25 protein-coding genes and 1 pseudogene are annotated in these 24,351 nt (G+C 45.4%); 6 read left to right on the forward strand and 20 right to left on the reverse strand.

The features are described 5' to 3' along the window. Window positions 1-13 precede the first annotated feature (13 nt). The 4 genes from BLS03_RS04000 to BLS03_RS04015 all read right to left on the reverse strand — a co-directional run bounded on the left by BLS03_RS04000 (window position 14) and on the right by BLS03_RS04015 (window position 4,094). On the reverse strand, window positions 14-892 hold the full coding sequence (locus tag BLS03_RS04000; RefSeq protein WP_093270022.1) for an arginase family protein: 879 nt from the start codon (window positions 890-892) through the stop codon (window positions 14-16). A gap of 72 nt (window positions 893-964) precedes the next feature. Then, window positions 965-1,945 (reverse strand): quinone oxidoreductase family protein, encoded by a 981-nt coding sequence (locus BLS03_RS04005; RefSeq protein ID WP_093270024.1) that lies wholly within the window; start codon window positions 1,943-1,945, stop codon window positions 965-967. 124 nt (window positions 1,946-2,069) lie between these two features. Further along, window positions 2,070-3,002, reverse strand: a complete 933-nt coding sequence (locus tag BLS03_RS04010; RefSeq protein WP_093270027.1) for a helix-turn-helix domain-containing protein — start codon at window positions 3,000-3,002, stop codon at window positions 2,070-2,072. 612 nt (window positions 3,003-3,614) lie between these two features. Next, entirely contained in the window at window positions 3,615-4,094 is a 480-nt protein-coding gene (locus BLS03_RS04015; RefSeq protein ID WP_093270029.1) for a YehS family protein, read from the reverse strand. Window positions 4,095-4,483: 389 nt separating this feature from the next. On the opposite strand from BLS03_RS04015, the gene BLS03_RS04020 reads away from it, so the two are divergent. Both BLS03_RS04020 and BLS03_RS25610 read left to right on the forward strand, forming a co-directional pair. Continuing rightward, the gene (locus BLS03_RS04020) at window positions 4,484-4,693 is read left to right on the forward strand and encodes a cold-shock protein (protein ID WP_093270032.1); all 210 of its coding nucleotides are present in this window, start codon (window positions 4,484-4,486) and stop codon (window positions 4,691-4,693) included. Window positions 4,694-4,896: 203 nt separating this feature from the next. Continuing rightward, entirely contained in the window at window positions 4,897-5,052 is a 156-nt protein-coding gene (locus BLS03_RS25610; protein WP_176765514.1) for a hypothetical protein, read from the forward strand. A gap of 472 nt (window positions 5,053-5,524) precedes the next feature. On the opposite strand, the gene BLS03_RS04025 is transcribed toward BLS03_RS25610, so the two are convergent. Continuing rightward, the gene (locus BLS03_RS04025; protein ID WP_093270035.1) at window positions 5,525-6,016 is read right to left on the reverse strand and encodes a DMT family transporter; all 492 of its coding nucleotides are present in this window, start codon (window positions 6,014-6,016) and stop codon (window positions 5,525-5,527) included. Window positions 6,017-6,380: 364 nt separating this feature from the next. Further along, window positions 6,381-7,151 carry a helix-turn-helix domain-containing protein gene (locus BLS03_RS04030; protein ID WP_093270037.1) on the reverse strand — a complete coding sequence of 257 codons (771 nt, stop codon included), beginning with the start codon at window positions 7,149-7,151 and terminating at the stop codon, window positions 6,381-6,383. Window positions 7,152-7,245: 94 nt separating this feature from the next. Between BLS03_RS04030 and BLS03_RS04035 the strand changes: the two genes are divergently transcribed. Next, the gene (locus tag BLS03_RS04035) at window positions 7,246-8,523 is read left to right on the forward strand and encodes an MFS transporter (RefSeq protein ID WP_245696573.1); all 1,278 of its coding nucleotides are present in this window, start codon (window positions 7,246-7,248) and stop codon (window positions 8,521-8,523) included. Between the two features lie 344 nt (window positions 8,524-8,867). Here BLS03_RS04035 and BLS03_RS04040 read toward each other — a convergent pair whose 3' ends face one another. From BLS03_RS04040 to kduD, 7 genes are all read right to left on the reverse strand, one after another. Beyond that, window positions 8,868-9,491: a bifunctional 4-hydroxy-2-oxoglutarate aldolase/2-dehydro-3-deoxy-phosphogluconate aldolase gene (locus BLS03_RS04040; protein WP_093270042.1), complete on the reverse strand. Its 624-nt coding sequence runs from the start codon at window positions 9,489-9,491 to the stop codon at window positions 8,868-8,870. A gap of 10 nt (window positions 9,492-9,501) precedes the next feature. Further along, window positions 9,502-10,431 carry a 2-dehydro-3-deoxygluconokinase gene (gene kdgK / locus BLS03_RS04045; protein WP_093270043.1) on the reverse strand — a complete coding sequence of 310 codons (930 nt, stop codon included), beginning with the start codon at window positions 10,429-10,431 and terminating at the stop codon, window positions 9,502-9,504. A gap of 158 nt (window positions 10,432-10,589) precedes the next feature. Beyond that, window positions 10,590-11,501, reverse strand: coding sequence for an alpha/beta hydrolase (locus BLS03_RS04050; protein WP_093270046.1), 912 nt, complete (start codon window positions 11,499-11,501; stop codon window positions 10,590-10,592). A gap of 132 nt (window positions 11,502-11,633) precedes the next feature. Continuing rightward, on the reverse strand, window positions 11,634-12,269 hold the full coding sequence (locus BLS03_RS04055; RefSeq protein ID WP_093270048.1) for an RpiB/LacA/LacB family sugar-phosphate isomerase: 636 nt from the start codon (window positions 12,267-12,269) through the stop codon (window positions 11,634-11,636). Window positions 12,270-12,373: 104 nt separating this feature from the next. Continuing rightward, window positions 12,374-12,697, reverse strand: a complete 324-nt coding sequence (locus BLS03_RS04060) for a cupin domain-containing protein (protein WP_093270051.1) — start codon at window positions 12,695-12,697, stop codon at window positions 12,374-12,376. 13 nt (window positions 12,698-12,710) lie between these two features. Beyond that, window positions 12,711-13,232 carry a YgjV family protein gene (locus tag BLS03_RS04065; protein WP_176765515.1) on the reverse strand — a complete coding sequence of 174 codons (522 nt, stop codon included), beginning with the start codon at window positions 13,230-13,232 and terminating at the stop codon, window positions 12,711-12,713. A gap of 33 nt (window positions 13,233-13,265) precedes the next feature. Continuing rightward, on the reverse strand, window positions 13,266-14,027 hold the full coding sequence (kduD, locus tag BLS03_RS04070; RefSeq protein WP_093270056.1) for a 2-dehydro-3-deoxy-D-gluconate 5-dehydrogenase KduD: 762 nt from the start codon (window positions 14,025-14,027) through the stop codon (window positions 13,266-13,268). A gap of 250 nt (window positions 14,028-14,277) precedes the next feature. Here kduD and kdgR point away from each other — a divergent pair, with 250 nt between their 5' ends. The 3 genes from kdgR (at window position 14,278) to BLS03_RS04085 (ending at window position 17,729) form a co-directional block, all read left to right on the forward strand. Next, on the forward strand, window positions 14,278-15,060 hold the full coding sequence (gene kdgR, locus BLS03_RS04075) for a DNA-binding transcriptional regulator KdgR (protein ID WP_093270057.1): 783 nt from the start codon (window positions 14,278-14,280) through the stop codon (window positions 15,058-15,060). Window positions 15,061-15,149: 89 nt separating this feature from the next. Continuing rightward, window positions 15,150-17,015: a DUF294 nucleotidyltransferase-like domain-containing protein gene (locus BLS03_RS04080; RefSeq protein WP_093270061.1), complete on the forward strand. Its 1,866-nt coding sequence runs from the start codon at window positions 15,150-15,152 to the stop codon at window positions 17,013-17,015. A 3-nt stretch (window positions 17,016-17,018) separates the two neighbouring features. Further along, window positions 17,019-17,729 carry an exonuclease domain-containing protein gene (locus tag BLS03_RS04085; RefSeq protein ID WP_093270064.1) on the forward strand — a complete coding sequence of 237 codons (711 nt, stop codon included), beginning with the start codon at window positions 17,019-17,021 and terminating at the stop codon, window positions 17,727-17,729. Here the strand turns inward: BLS03_RS04085 and BLS03_RS04090 are convergent, their stop codons facing one another. The 7 genes and pseudogenes from BLS03_RS04090 to BLS03_RS04115 form a co-directional block, all read right to left on the reverse strand. After that, a complete protein-coding gene (locus BLS03_RS04090) occupies window positions 17,730-19,133 on the reverse strand; it encodes a sensor histidine kinase (RefSeq protein WP_093270067.1) in 1,404 nt (467 codons plus the stop codon). Further along, window positions 19,123-19,779 carry a response regulator gene (locus tag BLS03_RS04095; protein WP_093270069.1) on the reverse strand — a complete coding sequence of 219 codons (657 nt, stop codon included), beginning with the start codon at window positions 19,777-19,779 and terminating at the stop codon, window positions 19,123-19,125. Before BLS03_RS04095 ends, BLS03_RS04090 begins: the two co-directional genes overlap by 11 nt. 3 nt (window positions 19,780-19,782) lie before the next feature. After that, window positions 19,783-20,469 (reverse strand): tetratricopeptide repeat protein, encoded by a 687-nt coding sequence (locus BLS03_RS04100; RefSeq protein ID WP_245696576.1) that lies wholly within the window; start codon window positions 20,467-20,469, stop codon window positions 19,783-19,785. 10 nt (window positions 20,470-20,479) lie between these two features. After that, the gene (locus tag BLS03_RS04105; RefSeq protein ID WP_093270072.1) at window positions 20,480-21,340 is read right to left on the reverse strand and encodes an SDR family oxidoreductase; all 861 of its coding nucleotides are present in this window, start codon (window positions 21,338-21,340) and stop codon (window positions 20,480-20,482) included. An 11-nt stretch (window positions 21,341-21,351) separates the two neighbouring features. Continuing rightward, window positions 21,352-22,032, reverse strand: a complete 681-nt coding sequence (locus BLS03_RS25880; RefSeq protein ID WP_245696584.1) for an iron-containing redox enzyme family protein — start codon at window positions 22,030-22,032, stop codon at window positions 21,352-21,354. Window positions 22,033-22,584: 552 nt separating this feature from the next. After that, window positions 22,585-23,565: pseudogene (locus BLS03_RS25885) on the reverse strand (AMP-binding protein); the annotation flags it as partial. Next, window positions 23,562-24,182, reverse strand: a complete 621-nt coding sequence (locus BLS03_RS04115) for a thermostable hemolysin (RefSeq protein WP_093270078.1) — start codon at window positions 24,180-24,182, stop codon at window positions 23,562-23,564. The gene BLS03_RS04115 and the pseudogene BLS03_RS25885, both read right to left, overlap by 4 nt. Window positions 24,183-24,351 lie beyond the last annotated feature (169 nt).

Consider the following 24,351-nt stretch of genomic DNA (forward strand, 5'->3'; position numbering starts at 1 on the left):
GAACAAAAACTACTCATTTTCTACCAAGTAAAGGTAATTTTCCGAGCATGTTCTTAAGGTTCAACGAATCCCACGGCAGGTGTTCAGCAATACCCAAACCCACAACTTCAGTTTTTTCACTGGCTACATTGATAACCTTAACGACATCTTCCATCGTGATTTGTCCCTGAGCGATACCTTCGTAAGCATCTTCTGGAACGTTTGGATTTTTAAACAGCAGTGAGCCAAAGTTAGCAATGCTTAGAACATCAAGGTCCAAGTGAATAGCAAGTACCTTAATATTTTCTTCTTCAACCCATTTTTGAATAGAAGTGATATCTGTCTTAATTTCTTCAGGGCGACATACACGCATGTTACGCTCTTTCAGTAAGTCAGCTTCAAACTCACTTTCGTTGTTAACACCAGCATACATAACTTTGCTAGCTTTAATCGGCGTGCTCACGAAGCTCGTCAGATCACTGTCACCTTCTCCCATCAACGCACGTAACACAGATGCATGAGAGTGTTCAAAGTCTTCTGATGTCATAATATCAGGGTGAGCATCAACCCAAAGAATACCTAGATCATCGCCATACTTCTCTTGCAAATATGCAAATGGCGCTAAATCAACCAGACAGTCACCACCTAGCACAACAAGACTTTCAGGGCTGTGCTTTTCGATCAGTTCTTTTGCATGCTGAATCTGGGGAATGATTTCTGAACGACCAACAATACCATTTTCATTTTTTAACTGACGACTTTCATCAAAAGCGACATTCACTTCTTCTACCGGGCCATTCGTTTCCGGAGCTAACCAAGCCAATAACTGTGCACCAAAATGATAAGCGTGATTGTTTCCGCCCTGCCATTGAGGCATTAGCAATCGAAGTGTTTTGTTGTTTTCTACAGACATATTAAATTACCTTAAATTGAGATACGGACTAACCACTACATCACTCACAAGCTGTTACCGCGAATCGTGAAACTAGCTAATGTTTAGCTGAAGTAAAATTGTTCCCTGAGCCTTACGAGATATTAGATGTTGATAGGCTTCATCGTACTCTTCTAACGGAAATACACTGTCGATTCGTGGCTTAATTTTCCCATTTTCCAAAAGAACTTTTAGCACTTCAAAAACCTGTTCCACGTCTTCATCTGTTTCTAAATGAGCGTCAAATCCCAGTAGCTTTTTCTCATAAACGACGACATCAACAATATCAATTTCCGATGTAAAACCACCCGCAAAGCCTATAGATACAACTGCGCCACGAGTTTTTAAACATTTCATCAACTGGCCTAGGACTTGCCCTGCAACAGTATCAAAGGCTAAGTCAACGCCTTGACCTTCCGTAAGGTCCATAACCGTAGAAATCATATCTTGGGAAGACAGGTCCACCACATGTTTAGCGCCAGACTCCAATGCATTAGCGATTTTTCGACTGGTTGATACAACACCGATCGGGGTCGCACCTAACGCGTTAACAAGCTGTATCAAAGCGTGACCAAGAGAACCAGTCGCTCCTGAAATCAATACCGTTTTCCCTTTTTTTAACTGTCCAACTCGACTTATCGCCTGATACGCAGATACGTAATTAATTGGCAGTGCAGCGGCAACATTCAGGTCAGTATCTACTGGGAGTTCTACAACCCATTTATTTTCGACCAAAGCATATTCTTGCTGTAAGCCATCTTCTGTGATGCCTAAAGCCCCACCACCGTAGATAGCAACGGGAATATCTTGTTTGAACTGGTCACTTTCGACAACGATACCTGATCCGTCATTACTTAAAATTAACGGGGCTCTTGCTGCTGGCACTCCCCCTAATCGAATCTGATTGGATAGCGGGTTAACGGTTGCGGCATGCATTTTAACCAGAGTAAATCCTGGTTTTACCTGAGGGATAGAACGGTCTTCGATTTGAAGTACAGGTTGAGTTCCGAACTGCTTGGCGACTAATGCTTTCATTATTATTCCGACGATATTCATACGCTACACACAGGCAACGTCGTTAAAGACATGTGTAGTATGAATGGCCGAGCATGAAAGCGTTACTCTCTAAAGGACAACCGGTTTGTTCTGAATGACAAGCTTAGACTTGCCGAAGCTGTGATGGAGTGACACCGTATGTTTCTTTAAACATCTTGCTAAAGTGAGAGATATTTGAAAATCCGTTTTGATGTGCAATCTCACTGATAGGCACATCTTTGTTCGTCATTATCAACTTATAGCTCACTTTAATTCTTTGTTGCCATACCCAACGCATAACAGAAGTGTTCTCTTTACTAAACAGACGACTCAACGTTCTTGAAGACATGTGAAACTGCTGGGAAATTGATTCGACAGATAAAGAATGCTCACCGATATGCTCAATAATGAACTGCTGGACCAATGTCAGGCTATCTTTTTTATCACGTTGGACAGCGTGATTACCTTCTGGCGAAGCTGCTTCAAAAGCACTTCTTAACATAGTCAAAATAGCAGAAAGCATTTTGTCACCAAAAATATCTTCCTGTTCTTCAGTTTCCCATGCCTGTTGTATCATAGAGCCAACAAAGCGCCCTAATGGAGAACCACATTTCAGCGTTTTATTTAACAAGGTCTCCGCGTTGTTCACTTTTGCGTTAAACACGATATGGGGAACAGAAATTACGATTTGATTGTCCCCTTCCGGAAAGCGGTAAGAAAATGGTTGGTTATTATCGTAAATAACCATATCCCCAGAAAATTGTTCCGTGGTAGTACCATTCTGGGTTAACTGTGCATACGGGCATAAAGACAAACAGATAAAGTAGTCATCTGTATAACTCGCTTCTTCTTTTTCATGGTATTCCATAGGCGTTGAAAGTATACGAGTGATCAGAGCACTTCGCCCTAAAGATTTCACTGACAATTCACCCTGAAAATCACCTTCAGTCAGATTGGTATTTCGTGTAAAAGCAGAATAGGTTGAACCGACCAAATTCTGCCAGTACTCGAAACTTTCTTGCGCTCTAACGTCCCGTGTGGAATAGCTTCTACCCATTGATTAGACCTATGTTCTATAGTTCTGATTATTAATATTTTCTTGTTTAGTATTGTGAGAGATAGAACCAATACATACAAATTTTTAGCCATGCTTTACTCAATAATACGGCCAAAAAAGTCTCTAATGATAGGCTGATACACATCATAGTTAAGGAATGATGACCTATGTTGATTGTCATGAGAAAAAGTATCGAAAATTTGGTGGTGTCATTCATCACTGAGAATTTACGTTAAAGCATAAAGGGGCAAATTCGTGTTACCAATGGCGTCAGTCGTAACTCTGCACGCATGACCAAAAGCATGGAAAAACTCTATATACGTGGCCAGTTTTAGTTAATCACTACAAGATGTCTGGAACATCTTGATCAGAATAGTGGCCCCTAACTGGCTTAAGGGTTTAGCTTGGTAGGGTCATAGGGGGCGGTGGGTGTCTTGATTCTAAAAGCCGACCAGATTTCAGCGTGGTTTGATAGGTATCTACTGAAGAAAGACAAAGAGTAGACGTGATTGTGAGGCTCTGATATCGGTCTTTAGCATGATAAAAGCGAGTAGCCAAATAAAATGGTTCTCGCTTTTTTAATCAATTACCACGTTCGATTCGAGATAAAAATTACCCAGTAAACTCTTCAGAATCGGGACGATTGGTAAACTGCACACCATTTAAGAACTCGCACAGCAGTTGGTCTTCACACTGTTTGTAGTTTTTGTTGTTTGGCTTGCGGAAATACGCACCAATTTCGTATTTACTTAAACTAGTACCAACCACTTCTAATACGTCCAACACATCTTCTGCTTTCATGTCTAGCGCAATGCGCAGCTTCATGAGAATCATGTTGTTGGTCAACGAGACTTCTGGCTTAGGTTGTTCGCCGTCTTTTTTTCCTCGCTTGAGATTAATAAAGCCATTTAAGAATACCGCTAACTCTTGATCCTTCATCTTAACGCAAGATTTGTCGCTTTCATCTTTTAACCAGTTTGCCACTTTATCGTGAGCCACAGTGACTTCGGCCAGCCCGAAAGCTTTCATTATCTGTGCGTTTTTAAGGTTTAACGCGTGTTGGATACGACGTAAAATTTCGTTGTTAGTCACTAGGGATTCCTAAAATGAGTTCTAAGGGTGAATAAAAATCCATCAATGACATGCGGTCTGTGGGTGTCTTTATTCAATAGCGTAGTTGGCGGTGACTCTAACAGAGAACACGTTTCTTCGGTAGGTTAAAAAATAGAAATAAGACGGCCTATTCGAACTAGTTGGCTAAGTTGGTAAGATTAACTAAATTGAAAATAAAGGTATCTTTACTTAAATAAGTCTGTATAGTGGTTCTTGCTCTGACAAAGAGTTGTTTCAAGATAAAGTATAAAGAAAGTCTTCCAGCGTCATTCCTAGCAAGTTTCTCTCTGTAATCTCCCTTAATTCGCTATCCTAAAATAATACCTATGTTCAGTGCACCTTAATTTTAATTTTATAAGGGGCATAATATGTCTAATCAAGTAATTGGCACAGTAAAGTGGTTTAACGAAACTAAAGGTTTCGGTTTTATTTCTCAAGAAAATGGCGATGATTTATTTGTTCATTTCCGAAGCATTTTAGGCGATGGTTTTAAGAAGCTTGTTGAAGGTGATAAGGTTTCTTTTACTGTAGGCAGAGGCCCAAAAGGTCTTCAAGCTGAAAATGTAACGACTATTTAGTCTTACAGTTGAATTTTAGCTACCTTGCCATATGTGTGGCAAGGTAGTTGCTCTGACAAAGAGTTGTTTCAAGATAAAATATAAAGAAAGTTTTCCAGCGTCATCCCTAGCAAGTTTCTCTCTGTAATCTCCCTTAATTCTCTATCCCAAAAATAATACCTATGTTCAGTGCACCTTAATTTTAATTTTATAAGGGGCATAATATGTCTAATCAAATCGTTAATAATAAGAATAGAATTAATAAAAATAATGATATTCAAAATGCAGAAGCTTCAATCAATAAAAAAACACAAGTTAATAGCCTTGTCCAAAGAATTGCCAATGGTGAAAGTGGTGTTGTTTTGGAGGAAATACTTTGAAAAATAATGGTCGAAAGAAGCTCTGGTTTAAATTGAAAAAGTTCGAATCAAACACTAAAAAAATTAATTAAAATGATTATTCTGTTTGTAAAGGGTTGCCATCTGGCAACTCTTTCTCGATCTATGCTATAGCCAAATTGTTTAACTGGAGATAGCGTTATTGTCATCAGAGAAATATTAGCATAGAGGCCTATACCTAAGCTTCTAACAAACTTAGGGGCAAGAGTGTTTTATAAAAAATAAAGCAATTACCAATATATTAGGTAAAAATTCAGGGATGAATTTTTAGGTTTTTCGCGTCGGGAACGCGTAAAACCGTGCCGGTCAGCGGGTGCGGACAAAAGGCATTTCTGGTTACTCTTTGTGCCAGCAAAGAGTGACTGGTGCGCTGTCGAAGAGGGCAAAGAAAGCGAAAACGCATGGCGCATCATATAAACCTATTCATCAAACCAACCCAAAAGGCATCGGGGCATCAACTACTTTGAGCCAATGCCCCAGCGCCTAAACCAAACATCAACGAAACGGATGTGTTACTTGCTTTGGTTTGATTTTTTGAACTCAACTGGCTTATCGCAACAATAACGACGGCTCCCCCGATTAAGGTTTGCAGTGTTACGTGTTCCCCTAATATCAAAACCGCAAGAAAGGTAGAAAGTATCGGACCAGAGGCTCTTGCTATCGGGTACACAACCGACAAATCCCCTCGACGGTATCCATATTGAAGAAATAGAAAATAACCAAGATGTAGCATCACGCTACCAACAACGAAAATAGCAGTACGGAAATCTATTACGATTGGGTTAGCAATGAAAATAGCTACTGCAACGGGTAGATAAATGGTAATGGAGCAAAAGGAAAATAGCCAAATCAGCTCAGGTCCAGAATTTAATTTTTTAACGCAAAAATTCCAGATGGCATGACAACAAGCGGCAAGAAGAACTAAAGCGAAGCCAAGTAAAGACATATAATTACCTCGTAGACGAATTTAGGGTGCACATAGCTATGCTCTTCTATCCCCCCTAGTTTTTTCGTCTTTAAGGTGTCTGCCCAAAATGGCTCATAACGACGCTCGGTCCGAACCTTTGATAACAAAGTGGAACCCTAGTCGCACATAGATTAGCCCTTCAACACTACCAAATAGCATCCTTGGTGACGATTGTTTTTTGACCGCATATTGGTCAATATCCGTCTTTAGAAATGACGCCATTAATTTTTAACATAAGAAATTTTAAGGCAAAGTAACGATATTGCCCTAGGCGTGGATTCTGTGGCTGAAACAGAGTAGGACACGCAGTTTGTTACTCATTCATTGTCTTTGATTTTAAATCTTATTCATTACCTGTAAGGTTTGGTATTGATGGCAGTGTATCGTGAAAAGCCCCTTTGGCCGCCATTAAACCAAATGTGTAAGGTGCGACCGTTAACCCTTCTCGCGCTCCTAGATCTTGGCTCTCGCGCAGTTTATCAAACATCCAGTCATCGAGCATATTAGTAATCTCGATGAACTCCTCATGAGTCAGTTCTGCTTTTAAAGTAATAAGAAACGCTTGGTTATCTTCTGCTGGTAAATCGATGACTCTATCTTGAAGTCGATTCAGTACTTGGCGAGTAAAAAACTGTGGATATTTCGAGCCTTTTTCAAATGAAGTATGTGTGGGCACTAATAGCCTGCAGGCGTTATGCTGTTGTAACTCTATTAGCTTGAGCTTCTCAAGTTGTCTCAGATATAGGTGAGTTGAGGCTTGATTGAGATTATGCCGCTTAGCAATTTCGTTCGCCGTTCGATGCTCAGTCAGTTCTGTCCAAAAGGTAAACAGAGGTGGGTGCTCAAAAAATGCGTTATCTTGTTCTTTAGTAAATACAGGGATGGCATAGAGATTCTTTTCAGCCTCGCCAAGAAGCTTTGAAAGTGGCAAATTAATCAAATGAGCAATATTAATCAGCCTTTGCATCGAAAGAGGCTGAGAATTATTCAGTAATCTTTTAATACTCACTTCGGAAACACCGAGTTCGATGGCTAAGTTTCGATAAGAAATATGACACTTCCTTAGCTCCTTTTTTAAAATGGCACATACTTCTTGCGCTAATCGGTCATCCACATTGTTCTCTCCGCATCACAATTAGACCTCTAGAGTATCATATAAATGACCTTTTTATTATTTGGTAGACAATAACGGTCTATATGAGATTCTTTTGGAATTAAGAATAGTCAAAATTACTATCATGGACTCAAAAGAGCTAATCAAACGCTTCGGAATTCAGCAAGGTTTACATTGGTTGATTGTTGGAATAATGATTCCAGTGATCACACTTATATTTCAATCAAGAGGACTAAGCCTACGCGATATTGGCTTTGTTATGGCGGTGTGGATTGGAAGTACTGCAGTATTTGAAATACCTCTGGGAGGCGTGGCGGATAGGTATGGACGCAAAAATACTTATTTAGTTTCCCTTTTGCTCAACAGTTTCGCTTGTATCGTACTTTATTTTGCTTATCATCTCGCACTAATCACTTTGGCCGCTGTGCTATTAGGTGTTGCTCGAGCCGTATATTCCGGCACTCTTGATGCGTGGTTTTATGACCGCTTTCAATACACCCAGGGTAATGGCTCCTATCATTCCGCTCTGGCTAAAATCAATGTGGTTGTCACTTTAGGTTTAGCGATTGGCTCACTTATTGGCGGATGGTTACCTGACATCGCGAAAAATTCTCCTTTCCATTTAACCAGCATATATGACCTTAATATTGTCATTGTTTGTATTGCGAATATCGGGCTAATTTTCGTTACTTGGATACTGGTTAAGGAAAAGACGAAACAGGTCAAAGCATCATCTATTGATGCCAAAATAAATATTGTTAAATCTAGTCTAGATGTACTCAAAAAGTCGTTAAAACATAGTGTGTTAAGTCGGTTGATGCAGGCCACGTTGGTATTTGGAATGGTTTTGAGTAGCGTCGAAAATTACTGGCAACCTTATTTAGCAAACGTGCTTCAGCAAACGTCTTATGGTGTTTTCGTCTTCGGGGTGATTTCTGCTTGTTATTTTCTGATGTCCGCAGCGTCGTCGCTATTATCGGTGCCACTGCTGGCGTTATTTAACTCCTCACATAAATCCCTGATGTTCACGACTCGAGTGTTAGCAGGCATCTTGTGCATTTGCTTAGCTTATACAACACACTTATGGAGCTTTACCATGTGTTATCTAGGTTTCTTTTTCTTCTTTACCCTAGGTAATAATTCAGAAAGTGTGTTGTTACACGAAAATACCGCAGAGCAAATACGTTCCACAATGCTATCGATCAGCTCTGTTATGGTCACTTGTGGTGGTGTTTTAGCATCTTTGCTATTTGGAGTTTTATCAGAGGATTACGGCATATCAGTGAGTTGGACGGTTGCCGGAGTGCTACTCATTATTTCATCGCCTGTTTTCGTTTTTATGCCGGAAAAACAGAGCTTGAAAACAGCGTAAGCAAAAATGTTTTACCCACGGCTAAGAAACGCCAATTACTAGGCAAAAATTCAGGGAGGAATTTTTAGGTTTTCCGCGTCGGGAGCGCGTAAAACCGTGTCGGTTCATAGCGAAGAATTTGGTTCCTTTTGAGCCAGAAAAAGGAACTGGTGCGCTATCACAGATGGTAAAGAAATCGCAGCAGTATTAGCGCATCATACAAATCCACTTAATAAATCGAATCAACATGACATCGCGATGACATCGCGCAGCGAAAAGCTAAGGGCATAAAAAAAGCGCCCGATCGGGTCGGGCGCTGGCAAAAATAAAGCCATCAAAATAGGACTTTATGAACCGAGTAGGGGTTACTCGATAATATTTGCGACTTCGCGAACTAGGGCTGCAAGCTCATCCCATTTTTCGCCGTCAATTAGGTCATTTGGCACCATCCAAGTACCGCCACAAGCAAGTACCGCTGGGATGCTCAAGTAATCTTTTACGTTTTTAGGGTTTACACCGCCAGTAGGCATAAAGCTTACTGGGTAAACCGCAGTGAGTGCTTTCAGCATGTTAACGCCGCCTGATGGCTCAGCTGGGAAGAATTTAAGGGTTTTTAGACCCATTTCCATTGCTTGCTCAACTAGGCTTGGGCTGTTAACGCCAGGGACGATAGTCATGTTGCGTTGCTGACAGTATTTCACTGTTGTTGGGTTAAAGCCTGGGCTTACAACGAAGTCAACGCCAGCTTCAATCGCTTCGTCAACTTGTGCTGAAGTCAGAACAGTACCAGCGCCGATAAGCATTTCAGGGTAAGCTTCACGCATGTTTGCGATTGCTTGTGCCGCTTGTTCAGTACGGAAAGTGACTTCGGCACATGGTAGGCCGTTTTCAATCAGTACTTGCGCCAATTTAACCGCTTTATCAGCGTCTTTAATGGCAATCACGGGTACGACTTTAATTTCTTGTAGCTGTTGCTCTAGAGTTTTCATTGTTGTCTCCTTAAATGCTTGGCATGGCGTCGCTTGGAATGATAGCGCCGCGATGTTTAATGACTGTACCGGCTACGCTGTGGCCTGCTGCTGCTGATTGTGCGCCGCTGCCACCAAGAATGCGTTTTGCTAAGTAGCCTGCGCTAAATGAGTCGCCTGCTGCTGTGGTATCAACGATGTTGCTGACCGGTGTTGGCGCGACTTCACTACGAGTACCGTTTTCAATCACGATACAGGCATCGCCACCACGCTTAATGACAATCTCAGTGACGCCAAATTGAGTGGTACGCTCGATGCTTTGAGCTTCAGCAGTGTCGCCCCATAGCATCTCTTCATCTTCATAAGTAAGGAAGGCCATATCGGTAATCGCGAGAACTTTGGTATACCAATGCTGAGCTTGTTCAGCGTTTTGCCAAAGTGCAGGACGGTAGTTGTTGTCAAAGGCAATTTTAACACCGTCTTTGCGACACAAAGTAAGACACTCAATCAGTTTCTCACGGCAATCGTCTGGCAGGATAGCTAGGCTAATGCCGCTTAAATACACCAGGCCGTTGTTTGACAACTCTGCAGCCACTTTGACCGGATCCATATCACGCAGCCAATATTTTGCTGCGGAATCATTACGCCAGTAGAAGAAGCTACGCTCACCGTCATCGGCGGTTTCAATTGCGTAGATGCCAGGCAATTTGTCGTCAGACAGATAAACCATATCGGTATCGATGCCTTCTGATTTCCATGCGTTAAGCATATCGGTACTAAATGGATCGTGCCCTAAACCAGTAACATACGAAGTGGTCACACCTTGCGACTGAGTTAAGCGAGATAAATAGATCGCGGTATTGAGCGTATCGCCACCAAAACCTTGTTCAACTTGTCCGTTGACCTTTTTAAGTTCAACCATGCATTCGCCAATGATGGCCACTCGACCAATAGGGTTCATAAAAACCTCCTGAAAATAACTGCCGCTATTATCCTCTTCACAAAACTTCAAATCAATAAAAATAAAACAGTGGTTTAAAGATTGTGATTCCGATCCGTATGGAAATAAGCATCCAGTTAACTATGGCACATGGCTTGTCGCAAAAAATTAACTCAAGCTTAACTTAATTGCATCGAAAGCCATTGGTGGAACAGCTCTGGCCACTGTTTTGCAGGTAAGTTCTCAACTTTGCGAATTCCGAAACCATGGCCGCCTTGCTCAAATAAATGCATTTCCACTGGCACTTGGTGCTGTTTCAACGCCTGCCACATCAATACGCTGTTATCGACGTTGACCGCTAAGTCATCGCAAGCGTGCATTAAAAAGCACGGCGGCATCGCGCTGTGAACATTGGCCTCGACTGAAAAGGCGCGCAGCTGTTCATCGCTGGGAGTAGTGCCGAGCAGTTCGGTAAACGAGCCTAAGTGAGTTTGGTCTTTGAGCATGGTGATAACCGGGTACATCAGAGCGGTAAAGTCTGGGCGCGCGTCAAGGCTGTCGATATCATCTACTGCGGTGCCAATCGTGTGTTGATAATGCGTGGCTAACATACCGGCAAGATGGCCGCCTGCAGAGAATCCCATCACACCGATTTTATCGAGTTGCCACTGTTTGGCGTGATGACGTACCCAGCGAATGGTGCGCTGCGCATCGGCAAGGGAGGTTTGTGGCCCATATTGATGACCTTCTCCCGGCATGCGATAGGTAGTGACAAATACGGTGTAACCCATGCTATTGAGCTTCGCTGCCACCTCGCAGCCTTCATTGTCCATCGCGATGCGCTGATAACCGCCACCTGGAAAAATAATGATCCCGATGCCGTTACTATTTTGCGGGGTATAAACCATACATTCTGGGTTATGTACACCGCACACGATGCGATCGTGAAATGCAGTGGTATCGGTGCTGCGCTCGATAAGTGTGGGTTCGAGTTTGCCTTTGGCTGGTGGTGTTGGCCAAATTGAGTACACATCGCAAGGCTGGTTAAATTGCGTCACAGAGTGAAGGGGTTCAGGAGTGAAGTCTGTCATGCTGATGTCTCGCATAGTCAGTTGGGGGGAAGCTAGATTATGCGCTGCGGAAAATAAAAAAAGCCAGCCCGATCAAAGGCTGGCAAAAGATTCACTTATTCCCGATAAGATAATCTAAGATGAGCAACAAACTTATTTCAGTAGGCTGTTTACGTATTCAGCGATTTCTGGAACTTGGCAGTTCGCGAAGAAACACTCTTGGAAACGAGCGCCACCAACAGCAGTTTTCACTAGTTCTTGATCGATTGAACGTAGGCCTTCAAGTACGTCTTTAGATACTGCTGCTTTCACGTTGTTTAGGATAGCTGCGTTTGCTTGTTGAGGAGCAGCACGCTCGATTGGGTAACCTTCACCACGGTTGCCTGTGAACGCTTTTTCGAAGATGTAACGAACGTTCAGTTCACCAGCCCAACCAAAACCTTTAGCAAATGCTAGAGAGATAGCGTTGCCGTTGTTGATTTGGTTGAATAGGAACGCGTCAGATGGCTCTAGGCAGTAACCACAAACAACACCAGGGTGCATGTTGCTAGACATTAGAGCGCCTTGGCCAGTACCACAACCAGTTACTACGAAGTCAACCGCTTTAGAGTTAAGCAGGATGCTCGCCATGATACCTAGGTGGATGTACGTTAGGTGGTGATCGTTTTCGTCGCTCATACCTACGTTAAATACATCGTGACCAAGACCACCTGCAACGGTGTTTAGTTCAGCAGCAACCATTGCGTTTTTACCAGCTTGGCTGTTTTCCATCATTAAAGCGATTTTCATAATTTGTTCTCCATCGGCGTAAGCCGACTTAAGGGTTAGGATAATTCGGGTTGTTTTTACTCAAGAGCTCTGTTTTTCAGCAAAGCTCTTGTACAACAAAGCTTTTACGCAACGAAATCTTTACGCATTGGCGTAAAGTTATCGAGTAGTACGCCTTTTTCTAGACATACACAGCCGTGCATAACGTTTGGCTCTTTGTAAAGAGCATCGCCAGCTTTTACGATTTTGGTTTCGTCACCGATAGTAAATTCAAACTCACCAGATAGGACGTAGGTAAGTTGTTCATGTGGGTGGTTGTGCATCGGGCCAACAGCGCCTTTTTCAAAATGCACTTCTACCGACATGATGTTGTCGCTGTACGCCATAATTTTGCGTGACACGCCATCGCCGAGATCTTCTAATTTCACGTCTTGATTATAAACAAACATGATGTCCCCTTGTTTACATTGCTTGGGTCGGACATGCGCTTTTCTTTCTGTCTTTAAGTAGACGATAAATCGTGGTGCAGTTTACGGTTAATAACGTCATTTCCAACAAAGTACCGCCGATTGAACCGACGATGATGTTGTTAATTAACCAGCAAATCGCGCCGACGATAAAAGCCACACGCATTGCAATACCTTGCAGCATAAATACCGCATAGGTGCCGATTACTGTGCCAAAAATTGGCCACATATCCCACCAGTTATCCGCTAATTTCAGTCCAAAGCCCAAACCTAAGACTATAAATGCAGCGGCTACGTACTTCGACGAAGTATAGATAGCACTTCCGGTACGCAACGCCGACAACGCCGCGCTTAACGCCGACGTCATCGAACCAAGTAAAAAATAATGCAGGAGGTGGTTGAGATTAAAAATCAACATAATGATTTTTAATTTACGATCGTCTTTCTGATAGAAAGTCGATACTCCTAAACCAAAGCTCACAAAGCCGAGGGCTTGAGCAATAAATGGTACGTCCACTATGCTACCTGCATTTTTAGGTTAAATTCGTGATTAACGAGCTAACCAACCGCCGTCAACTGCGATGGTGTAACCACTGATGTAGTCAGACGCAGGAGAAGCTAGGAATACACATGGACCAGCAAGGTCAGAAGGAAGACCCCAACGGCCTGCAGGGATACGCTCAAGGATTGCAGCGTTACGCTCTTCGTCTGCACGTAGAGCAGCAGTGTTGTTAGTTGCCATGTAACCCGGTGCGATTGCGTTCACGTTGATGTTGTGAGCAGCCCATTCGTTTGCCATTAGACGAGTCACGCCCATTACGCCGCTTTTAGAAGCAGTGTAAGAAGGAACACGGATACCGCCTTGGAAAGAAAGCATAGAAGCGATGTTGATGATCTTACCGCCAGTGCCTTGAGACATGAATTGTTTTGCAACAGCTTGAGACATGAAGAACACAGACTTGATGTTGATGTTCATTACGTCATCCCAATCTTGCTCAGAGAACTCGATTGCGTCGTTACGACGGATGATGCCTGCGTTGTTAACTAGGATGTCTACTTTACCTAGTTCGCTAACCGCGCGGTCAACGATTGAAGGGATGTCATCCAATTTCATCAGGTTAGCGCGTACGTCGATGAATTTACGGCCAGTTTCAGCCATTTTTTCGATCGTTTCAGTTGGTTCAACAATGTTAACGCCAACGATGTCACAGCCTGCTGCAGCAAGGCCTAGTGCCATGCCTTGACCTAAACCAGTGTCACAGCCAGTAACGATTGCAACTTTGCCTTCTAGGTTGAATGAATCAAGAATCATATCTATTTCCTCAGTGGTATCTAGGTTGCGAACAGCGTGTGACTGTTCACCTGTTAAACGCAACATTACAGAAAAAGATTTTGGCTTGCAATTTTTTTTGAAACGCCTTTTCATAAAAGATGATGAAGATCGGAATTTTCCCGCAAACTGTGCATGGTTCTAAAATTTTGAAATGCCTTTTTTAAATAACTGGCTCTGAGACTTTGGTTCGCTATAATGAGGCGAAATGAATAAAAAAGGTTGATATTTAATGCAGAAATCGACGCAACCGGAAGCCGTTTCCTCGGTATTAAAAGTTTTTAATATTCTTCAGGCACTGGGCGAGCAAAAAGAAATCGGCGTGTCTGAATTATCACAGCGCTTAATGATGTCTAAAGCGACCACGTACCGCTTCCTTCAAACCATGAAAACACTGGGTTATGTCTCTCAAGAAGGTGAGGCAGATAAGTATTCTCTGACCTTGCGTTTGTTTGAGCTTGGCTCTAAGTCACTTGAGTACGTGGATCTTATCTCTATTGCAGATAAAGAAATGCGCTATATCTCAGAAAAAACCAATGAAGCCCTGCACTTAGGCGCTTTGGATGAGAACGCATTTATTTACATTCATAAGATCGATTCAGGTTATAACCTGCGTATGCAATCGCGTGTAGGACGTCGTAACCCACTCTATAGTACTGGTATCGGTAAAGTGCTGTTGTCGGGTCGTGACGAAGCGTTTGTTCGCGATGTACTTAAAGATGTCGAATTTACCAAGCACACTGATAAAACTTTGGAAAACGTTGACCAGTTATTGGCCGAGCTTGAGCACATCCGTGAGGTGCACTACGCCGAAGATAACGAAGAGCAAGAACCAGGTTTGCGCTGTATCGCGGCGCCAGTTTACGACCGTTTCGGTAACATTATCGCTGGGTTATCTATCTCTTTCCCGACCATTCGTTTTGATGAAAAGCGTATGTCGTACTACGTGGGCTTATTGCAAACGGCAAGTAAGAACATTTCAAAAGAGCTTGGATATCACAACTATCCAGTGTAAAAAGTGGCTTACTATCAGCAGCCGAAAGGCTGCTTTTTTTCATACTTAAGTTGTAAGTAAAACGTTGTTTTAATTTTATTGAGGTTTGCATGGGCACTTCGGTTACTCCCAACATTTTTGATTTTCTGATTCGCTTAGACCCTTTTGATAAGCTGCCGCAGGAGTTGGTGAGCGCTTTGTCCAATACAGTGAAAGTCAAGTATCTCACTGCAGGCGAAGAGATCGAATTTAGCTCAGGTTGTGAACAACGTTATCTTTACATCATTCGCACTGGCGCCGTTGAGCAACGTATGCCAACTGGCGAACTTAGGGCGCGTCTTGGTGAGGAAGACCAATTCGGTTTCACTTTTCTCGAACCTCTTACCAATGCGGAAAACGGTTATCGCGCGGTGTCGATTGAAGACTCGCTGCTGTATCTGATTCCTCACCAAGAGTTGCACCAAGTGTGCGCCGCGCATCCTGAATTTGCTGATTACTTTGCAGTTAAAGCGCAAGTGCGTTTGAGTTCGGCGGTAAAACACGTTGCCAGTAAAGAAGAGAAAGGGCTGTTCTTTCGCACCGTGGGTGAAATTGCCAGTGAAAACATCGCCATCGTTAACCAAGATATGTCGATTCGCGAAGTGGCTTACGCCATGTGTCACGATCAGCGCAGTTCGTGCGCGGTGGTCAAACGCGGCGATGAAATCGTTGGCCTCGTCACTGACCGGGATATGACGCGCGGCGTCTCGGCAGGTATTGATATGTCGCTGTCGGTGTCGCAAGTCATGACGCCAAATCCGGTGCTGATCCAAGCTGAAGACAAAGTGATTCAAGCGGTGTCATTGATGCTTGAATACAACATTCGCTGCTTGCCAGTGCTCAAAGGCAGCGATGTGATTGGCCTGATAACCACCACTCACTTGGTGCATGGTCACCGTACCCAGTCACTGTTTTTGATTGAGAAAATAAAATACGCCGGCTCGGTGAATGCACTAGCGAATTTAAAAGATGAACGTCAGGCGATTTTCCAAGCGCTGGTGGAAAGTGGCGTCAGCGCCGAAATCCAAGGCCGAGTGATGTCGATGATTATGGATGCGTTTACGCGCCGATTGATTCAGCTCAACCAAGAGATCCTTGGCCCCGCGCCGTGTGAATTTGTGTGGATGGTGGCCGGTTCCCATGCGCGAAACGAAGTACACATGCTATCGGATCAAGATAACGCCATCGTACTCAGCGACGAAGTGACTGACGATCAGCGTATGTACTTTACCCATCTTGCGATGCGAGTGTGCAACGGTTTGGCGGCGTGTGGTTATCCTCTTTGTGATGGCAAATACATGGCGGCTACGCCGAAATGGTGTCAGCCCATTTCACGTTGGAAAGAATATTATCAAAAATGGGTCTCAAGCCCAGAGTACAATAAGCTGCTAAGTATCAGCGTATTTTTAGAAGTGCGCGCCATTTACGGTAACGCCGATTTTGTTGAACAAATTCAGCAGCACCTGCATCAGTGCATTCAAAACAGTTCTAACTTCTTGCCTGCGCTCGTGAAAGATGCCATCGATACTCAGCCGCCACTCGGCATTTTCAACAACTTGGTGCTTGAAAAGGGTGGTGAGAACAGTAACACATTAAATATTAAGAAATATGCGCTCAACTTAATCATCGATTTAGCGCGTATTTTTAGCCTCTCAGCGGGCGGTTCACTGACCGGAACCGAAGAGCGTTTTCGCTACGCTGCAGAGCACGGCAGTATGTCACAAGACAGTTGTGACAATATCATCGGTGCCTATCGTTTTATTACTCAAGTGCGTTTTCGTCATCAACTCGATGCGATTAAAAATGACCGCGAGCCCAATAACCACATTAAGCCCGACAGTTTTAGTAGCTTTGAGCGCAAACACTTAAAAGATGCGTTTAAGATCATCAGTGAAATGCAAGATGTCGCCAAGCTGCGGTTTTTGAAAGGAAATTAATCCATGTTAGGCAAGCTGTTTAAACGCTGGGATAAAAAACCATCGCCAGAGGCGATTCGCCAGCGTACACCTATCCAGCCAGAATGGCGTGATGGGTTAAAGCGTTATTTCTCGACGCCGCTGCCTAATATGCATTCCTCACTCAAAGAAGTGGAATTTGTCGCGCTGGATTTTGAAACCACCGGACTTGATCTCAGCGAAGATAAAATATTATCGATTGGATTTGTGCCGTTAACGGTGCAAGGGATAGATATCGGCCAAACTGAAGAGTTGCTGGTTAACCATGGCGAGTTTGTCAAAGCGGCAAGTGCCGAGGTCAACCAATTGATGCCTAAGCGTTTAGCCACCGGCGCAAGTTGTGTCGATGCGATGGACAAATTCTTTCACGCGGCGGCGGGAAAAGTGATCCTTGCTCACAGTGCCAATATTGAGCGTGCGTTTATCGAGCGTCATATTCGCCAAAACTATCAATTTGAAACTTTTCCGGCTTATTTTCTCGATACTTTGCAACTGGAGAAACGCTTCAGTTACAAAGGTCGAACCGGGGCGCACAGCAGTTATCAACTTGATGATTTACGCGAGTTTTATGGCTTGCCGAGCTATCACTCTCATTCGGCAGCCAGCGATGCGCTGGCCTGTGCCGAGCTGTTTACCGTGCAATTTAAAAAGCTCCTTTGCACCACCAATCTCGAACTCAAAGATTTAGTGGTTTAGTTAGCCGTAAAAACGCACAGCAAAGGTATTACGCTGATTTGCCCTTGGTAATAAGGTGATTTGCCCTTGATGCAGATTGGCGATGTCTTGACAGATTGCCATGCCAAGTCCGGCGCCATCGCCTTGTTCAGTATTGGCGCGATAAAAACTGTCGAATAACTTTTCTCGCGCTTCGGCAATTAAGTCTTCGCCCGTGTCGCTGACAAATACCACAATGCCTTGTGTATCTTGCTGAATTTCTACCGAAATTTGACTGTTTGCTCCGGAGTAGCGAATCGCGTTATCGAGCAGGTTTTTAAACAGCACCTCAAGTAAAATCTCATCGCCCTCTATCTCGGCTTGGCCGCCGATAAACTCAAGTTCTTGCTGATGTTTGAGCGCAAAGGGCGCCAACATCGCCATCAAACGTTTGATCAACAGATCCAAATTTACGCGTTTGCCGTCAATGTGCGATGTGCTTTCGACTTTGGCCAGCGTCAGCAATTGATGAATCAAGCGGTCAGTGCGGTCAATGCCGCGCAAAATATTATTTAAATCGTTATCGAGCTGTTCACGGCTTTGGCTACTCAGGGCATTTTCGGCGTTAAGGCGTAAAATGGTCAGTGGAGTTTTAAGTTCGTGCGCCGCCATACGAGTAAAGCGCCTTTCGCGCTGCCAGGCTTTTTCAAGTTGCTCAAGCATATCGTTGAGGGTGGTGACCAGCGGTGACAGCTCTTGAGTTTCGTTACTGACGACGATTTTGTCCAAACGATGCGCACTGCGCTGGGCAATCGCTGAACGCAATTCTGAAATCGGCTGAAAGTTTTTGCCAATCAATAGCGTGACCACAAACGCCAAGCAGGGGATCAGCACCAGTTGGGGCAGGGCGGTGGAAAGCGCGATTTCATCAATGATCTCATCGCGAATGCTCTGTTTTTCCGCGACGATGATATTCGTACCAAGCCCGTCTTTAAGCGGCAACTGAAACGAGCGCCACAGCAAACGCTGGTTATTAAAATAGCCAAAGCCTTGATCATCCGGGCTGTGTTCGACCTCGCCCATTTTCGGATCAGAACTCCACAGCAGTTCGCCTTGCTGATAGAACTGAAATACGATGTTTTGCTCGTAAGGGTGACCGTAGCGAGTTGGGCCGTCATCATCATCGGGCGCTAAGCGGTGAATGTTACTCATCCACTGTTCAAAAGTGGCTTGATAGGCATCGCGGTCGGATTTGGAACTTAGCAGGCTGTAATTGAGCAGCAGCAGTTTGGCCGATTGCCCAAGCCTGGCGTCGTAGACTTCTTTAATCTCGCGGCGCGCAGAGGCAAAACTAAACAGCAGCGTGATTAAAATCAGCGCGGTAGACAGCAGTACCACCGAAATGGTGAGGCGGCGTTTTATCGAGAAAGCGCGTTTATTTTTCAATGATATACCCTATGCCGCGGATATTTTTAATCACATTGCCGGCGACTTTTTTACGTAGATTATGAATGTGCACTTCAATCGCGTTATCGCTGCCGGAGTCATCCCAACCATGCACCGATTGTTGCAGCTGTTCTTTGCTCATCACTCGCCCAGCGTTGGTGAGTAAACTGGCAAGAATCTTAAATTCATTTTTGGTCAGTTTGAGCCGTTCACCATGGTGTTTTACCGATTGTTCGGCAAGGCTTAAAGTCAGATCGCCAATCACTATCTGCTGCTGCGCGCTACCGGATTGGCGGCGAATCAACACTCGCAGCCGCGCCAACAACTCTTCCAAGGCAAAAGGTTTACCGAGATAATCATCCGCGCCGCCATCAAGGCCGCGCACTCGGTCGTTGATGTCATCGCGCGCAGTTAAAATCAGCACTGGTAGGGTAAATTCAGCGCTGCGCAGGCGTTTGAGCACTTCCAAACCATCGATATCGGGGAGGGTGAGGTCGAGAATCACAGCGGTAAACTCTTCCATGCGCAGCGCTTCAACGACGCCGCCGCCTTTTTCCAGCCAATCAACCGTGAATCCATGCCGATTTAGTGATGTCAGCATGGATTCACCCAGTAATTTGTCGTCTTCAATCAGCAGTAGACGCATTGATTATTCCAGTTCCTTTAAGCGCACTGCAATCTCTTGCTGCCGACCTTGGTCCGCCACGGGGCGACCCGGTCTCGGCGCGGCTTGCTGCGCGATGGTTAAGTAGTGAATTGCTTCTTTTTTACGGCCATCTTCAGCCAGAAAATCGCCGTAAAAGTAATTTGGGTCAATGCCTTTGGGGTTGAGCGCCAAGGCTTTTTTCAGCATTTGCTCGGCTTTGTCATCGTCGCCAAAGCCAACTGGCCACCCCGGCACTTTGTAGTATAGCGAACCTAAACTGGTATAGGCGGAGCCATCTAACGTTTCTGGAGCTTGTTCAATAACTTGCTCTAAAAGTGCTTTGGCCTCTTTGACTTTGGACAGCGCGCCTAGGCCACCTTCCACGCCGGCCAGTGAGCTCTTATTGATCGCCAGCCACACTTTTAGTTCGGGCCGATTGGGCTCGGCATCGAGGGCTTGTTGGTTACGTTTAATCAACTGTTCAAAACAGTAGCTTTGCTGATCTTCATCTTGGCGCTGGTATTGGCAGACCGCCCATTTTTTTTGAATCGTAACCAGTGGATCGGCGGCGGCTTTGACCTGAACGGAAAAGAGCGCAGCGGCGGCGCATCCTCCGAGCAGCAACGCCTGTAATGGACGAATGAATTCAGCGTTCAAATGGGTAACTGATGGCTTAATTTGGCGATTCATAGCCGCCTCCTTATAACGGTTTTGACGATGTAGGAACCTCGACATCATGGTCGTTGGTTCGGCGGTGGCTAAGGTTTTTACCAAGACTGTGGTGGATTGCGATTTGTTGTTTACGAATCGATTGCGACACCAAGCTTGGAAACCATTGATTGATTTTGGCAAACAGCTTTTCCGGCCAACCAATCCAGCGCGCAGTGATCTCTTCCTCAAGCATTTCAATCACATGGTTGGCGACCACTTGCGGTTCGTCACTGCGATTGCCAAGTTTTTGGTTCAATTCATTCACCGCTGGGCTGTTGAGCTCGGTTTTAGTGGCGCGCGGCGCGAGGTAGAGCACGCGAATGCCCGAACCGTCGAGTTCGCGGTCCAGCGCCTCACTAAAGCGATGCAAACCTGCTTTAGCCGCGCAGTAACTTGCATAACCGGGATAACCTATCGAGCCAAACGCCGAGCCGACGTTAAGAATGATTCCCGGACGCTCAAGCCAGTGCAGTGCTGCTTGGCTGAGCAAAATTGGTGTGGTCAGATTGAGATTCAGTTCATTTTGTAGCGACTCTTTGCCGCGTTGGGACAAAAATTGAAACTGATTGGTCCCCGCATTGTTGATCAGCACACTGATGCGCTGTCCCTGCTGGCGATAGCTTTCCAGCCAATGGTTAAGCGCTTCACGACCCGCATCGCAAGTGAGATCGGCGCTTAACAATGCGTGCTGCTCGCTATTTTGTAACTGCTGCTGCAATTTTTCCAGTTTGGCGGCGTTACGGCCCACGAGTAACAGATGCGCGCCGCGCTTAGCAAGGCTTTGCGCCAGACAAGCGCCAATGCCGCCGGAAGCACCCGTTAATAACACCAGCTTATTGTTAAGATCCATCTTGGCTCTCCTTACGCTGCAATGCGGGTGTTATCGGCGGTTAAGCCGTGAAGCATCTGGCCGTAAAGTGCAAACACCATGTTGGCCGACTCGATAATCGCGCGTTGATCGCTTGGGTCCGTGACTTGATTCATCAAGCGCTCAAAAAATTGAATGTGGTCGCCATCAAGCACACTGTGGGAGGTGAGATAACTCATCGCTTCATTGGGCAGTTGCAGATGCTGTTGTACCAGTTTCGCCATTGTGCCGCCCACGCCAACACTGGTGCCTTCAAGTACCCAAACCATACCAAACAGTGCCAGCGGATTACCGCGATCAATCTGGTGGTAGAGGTATGCCACCATCAGCTCAATGGCGCTGGAAACACGTCCTTGCTGCTGGTTATCGCGCACCAGTTCGGCATTGGCGCCGCAGGCTCGTAGGTCGTTAAGAATCCACTCATGATGACCTTGCTCTTCGCTAATATATTCGCCAATTGCCGCGCGCAGCCATTCGTATTGCAGCGGCAAACGTGAACCACACGCCATCAAAAGTGGCACTGTGTGTTTAACGTGATGAAACGCTTGAGTCAGAAAGTCGATGTACATTTGGCGGCTGATTTCACCGTTTTGGCAAGCCGAGAAAATGGGCGCGCTTAACATCTGCAGCTGCGCGGATTGGGTTTGAGTTTTTAACGTGTCAAAAAAGCGCATGTGGCGTTCCTCGAGGTTAGATGACGCATGGTTAGAAGGCGCAAGGTTTGCTGAACAAACGTTAGTCTGTGAGTTGTCGCGGCTGATATGAGTGATGGTCATAAAATCGCTTGGTGTTTGTGCCCAATGTTCAATTAAGGCGCGAATCGGGCGACCATTACTGGTAAATAGTTGGCGCTGCGTCATAAATTGTGCGCCGTTTAGAATGCGGCCGATACGAGCGTAGTCAGGCAGTGTTTGGTTAAGCTGGTGCACCGCGTCGCTGACATCGTCATCACTGGCGATAATCGCGCTTAGATAGGGTTGGCCTTCGCCAATCACCACCATCGGTGTACCGAGTAGCCAACGCTGAGCTGCGGTTTCAACCCATTCTGGGGAAATGTTACGGCCAAAACTGGTGATGATCTGATTCTTTTTGCGGCCAATAATGGTGACAAAACCCTGCTCATCGATGGCGCCTAAATCGCCGCTTGGGTACCAATCGTCATTAAACGCTTCGCCAATGTATCCAAGTGCAGTATTGCCCTGTAGCCAAATTTGTTGCTGGTCGTCGATGCGCAGTTTGACGTGAGAGAGCACTTGACCACACGAGCCAGCCTTGTGTGCTTGCGGCGTGTTTAAACACACCACTGAGGCGCACTCGGATAACCCGTAACCTTCATAAGCTGGAATGCCAAGTTGATGGGCTTGTTCGATAAGTTCTGGGGCGATTCGCGCGCCGCCAACGGCGACAAAGGTTAGGCTTTGCGCCAGTTTCGGTTGGTGCTGAGTGAGTTGAATCAGCGCCATCAACAGTGCTGGTGTCAGCACTAAACTGTGAGGCTGAATTTGCGCCAGTTTGCTGGCGAATAAGCTGGCATCAAAGCGGCTGGAGCCAATTAAGCCGACTTCGGCGCCGGAATAGATGTAGCTGGTGGCGCCAAGCAGCAAAGGCACGTAAACCGCGGTGATATTTTCCAGCAGCGTGGACAGCGGCAACATGGTGAGGTGCTTTTTCAGCGGTAAATTGATCGCGGTTGCCAAGCTTTGCGCTACGTTGTCGAGTTGCTCTTGGCTTAAACATACCCCCTTTGGAGTGCCAGTGGAGCCAGACGTAAACGTCACCTTGGTGGTTCCGGGTAATCGTTGATGGTTGGGTGCTTGCCTGCGCATTGCACAGGCATAGCCGCAGATGGTATCGATGGCTGTCCAGTCATCCTCTTCACTTGGGATATGCCCAATGATTAAGTCGACACCGGCGCTTGCGATGGCATGGCGCTGCTGCTCGGCAGTGAAAAATGTCGGCATTGGTACACAGGCAATGTTGGCAGCCATAGTGGCTAAATCGACCACCACCCAGTCAAGGCTGTTTTCGGCGCTTAGCGCGATGCAACTTGGGGCTAACGCTTCAAGCTGCGTTTTGACTTGCTGCACTTGCTGATTGAGCGCTTGATAGCTCAGCGAGTGCGGTGCGCCGCTGGCGCTCACACCGACTAACGCAAGTGCATCAGGTGTTTGACGGGCAAATTGGCTTAACGCATGGACAATGCTCATAGAGAATCCCCCATCGCTTGCGAGTCGTTGTCAGGCATCAGCTTGCTTAAACGCGCTAAGCCTTGAATCAGATTGCCGGCAACAATGCGCGGTTGGTGCTGATAATAAGTGCCCCAAATTTCGCTGGCGTTGGGAATGCGATTGGGGTCGGCATCAGCGATGATTCGCAATGGCAAGCCAAAGCGTCTCATCATGGCGTAAAGAGGGTCAGTTGCGGTAAAAATGCACCATTGATAATTGCGCTTGACCAGAGCCTCAGCAATTAGAAAAAAATGCACCAGAGAGAATCCCTTGTTGAAGGAGGCAAGCTGACCAAATTCGACCAGTTGATGACGCTCAATGTGCGTGGCAAATTGCGCGCTTAATAGCGTGCTCGCGTCATCATCTAGGTATTGTTCTAAAAAAAGAGTGCCTTGTTCTGCGCCGCGAAAACCGCACAGCGATGCGAATTCGTCGCCTTGCATCAAAGCCATGAACGCTGGCATATAACCATTGAGCCGCGCGTCAAATGCGAGTTGGTAACGCTCTGAAATATACTGTTTGGCATTTGGCCATTTAGCATGTTTGGCGTCGATCACTTCCAGATACAGCGCATTGAGATTTAAGCGATTGTTCATACAACTCTCCTTTGTGAGTAATGAACAATTTAAGAGATCAAACTTAAGAGAAACTTAAGAAGCGATACTTTGCCTGTGATGCTTGTTTGGCATGGGAATATTTTGAGGATATTCGCGCCTTGAGCGGTTCCTCTTTTGAGAGTGGCTAGCGTGAGATTTATTGGTTGCG

Origin of the sequence: Vibrio xiamenensis (assembly GCF_900100015.1) — a bacterium.
Classification (GTDB): Bacteria; Pseudomonadota; Gammaproteobacteria; order Enterobacterales; family Vibrionaceae; genus Vibrio; species Vibrio xiamenensis.

Excerpts from the sequence above, each read along its gene's own strand:
- BLS03_RS04000 (WP_093270022.1), bottom strand. The coding sequence starts at position 892 with ATGTCTGTAGAAAACAACAAAACACTTCGATTGCTAATGCCTCAATGG.
- BLS03_RS04005 (WP_093270024.1), bottom strand. The coding sequence starts at position 1,945 with ATGAAAGCATTAGTCGCCAAGCAGTTCGGAACTCAACCTGTACTTCAA.
- BLS03_RS04010 (WP_093270027.1), bottom strand. The coding sequence starts at position 3,002 with ATGGGTAGAAGCTATTCCACACGGGACGTTAGAGCGCAAGAAAGTTTC.
- BLS03_RS04020 (WP_093270032.1), top strand. The coding sequence starts at position 4,484 with ATGTCTAATCAAGTAATTGGCACAGTAAAGTGGTTTAACGAAACTAAA.
- BLS03_RS25610 (WP_176765514.1), top strand. The coding sequence starts at position 4,897 with ATGTCTAATCAAATCGTTAATAATAAGAATAGAATTAATAAAAATAAT.
- BLS03_RS04025 (WP_093270035.1), bottom strand. The coding sequence starts at position 6,016 with ATGTCTTTACTTGGCTTCGCTTTAGTTCTTCTTGCCGCTTGTTGTCAT.
- BLS03_RS04040 (WP_093270042.1), bottom strand. The coding sequence starts at position 9,491 with ATGAAAACTCTAGAGCAACAGCTACAAGAAATTAAAGTCGTACCCGTG.
- kdgK (WP_093270043.1), bottom strand. The coding sequence starts at position 10,431 with ATGAACCCTATTGGTCGAGTGGCCATCATTGGCGAATGCATGGTTGAA.
- BLS03_RS04050 (WP_093270046.1), bottom strand. The coding sequence starts at position 11,501 with ATGACAGACTTCACTCCTGAACCCCTTCACTCTGTGACGCAATTTAAC.
- BLS03_RS04055 (WP_093270048.1), bottom strand. The coding sequence starts at position 12,269 with ATGAAAATCGCTTTAATGATGGAAAACAGCCAAGCTGGTAAAAACGCA.
- BLS03_RS04060 (WP_093270051.1), bottom strand. The coding sequence starts at position 12,697 with ATGTTTGTTTATAATCAAGACGTGAAATTAGAAGATCTCGGCGATGGC.
- kduD (WP_093270056.1), bottom strand. The coding sequence starts at position 14,027 with ATGATTCTTGATTCATTCAACCTAGAAGGCAAAGTTGCAATCGTTACT.
- kdgR (WP_093270057.1), top strand. The coding sequence starts at position 14,278 with ATGCAGAAATCGACGCAACCGGAAGCCGTTTCCTCGGTATTAAAAGTT.
- BLS03_RS04080 (WP_093270061.1), top strand. The coding sequence starts at position 15,150 with ATGGGCACTTCGGTTACTCCCAACATTTTTGATTTTCTGATTCGCTTA.
- BLS03_RS04085 (WP_093270064.1), top strand. The coding sequence starts at position 17,019 with ATGTTAGGCAAGCTGTTTAAACGCTGGGATAAAAAACCATCGCCAGAG.
- BLS03_RS04095 (WP_093270069.1), bottom strand. The coding sequence starts at position 19,779 with ATGCGTCTACTGCTGATTGAAGACGACAAATTACTGGGTGAATCCATG.
- BLS03_RS04100 (WP_245696576.1), bottom strand. The coding sequence starts at position 20,469 with ATGAATCGCCAAATTAAGCCATCAGTTACCCATTTGAACGCTGAATTC.
- BLS03_RS04105 (WP_093270072.1), bottom strand. The coding sequence starts at position 21,340 with ATGGATCTTAACAATAAGCTGGTGTTATTAACGGGTGCTTCCGGCGGC.
- BLS03_RS25880 (WP_245696584.1), bottom strand. The coding sequence starts at position 22,032 with ATGCGCTTTTTTGACACGTTAAAAACTCAAACCCAATCCGCGCAGCTG.
- BLS03_RS04115 (WP_093270078.1), bottom strand. The coding sequence starts at position 24,182 with ATGAACAATCGCTTAAATCTCAATGCGCTGTATCTGGAAGTGATCGAC.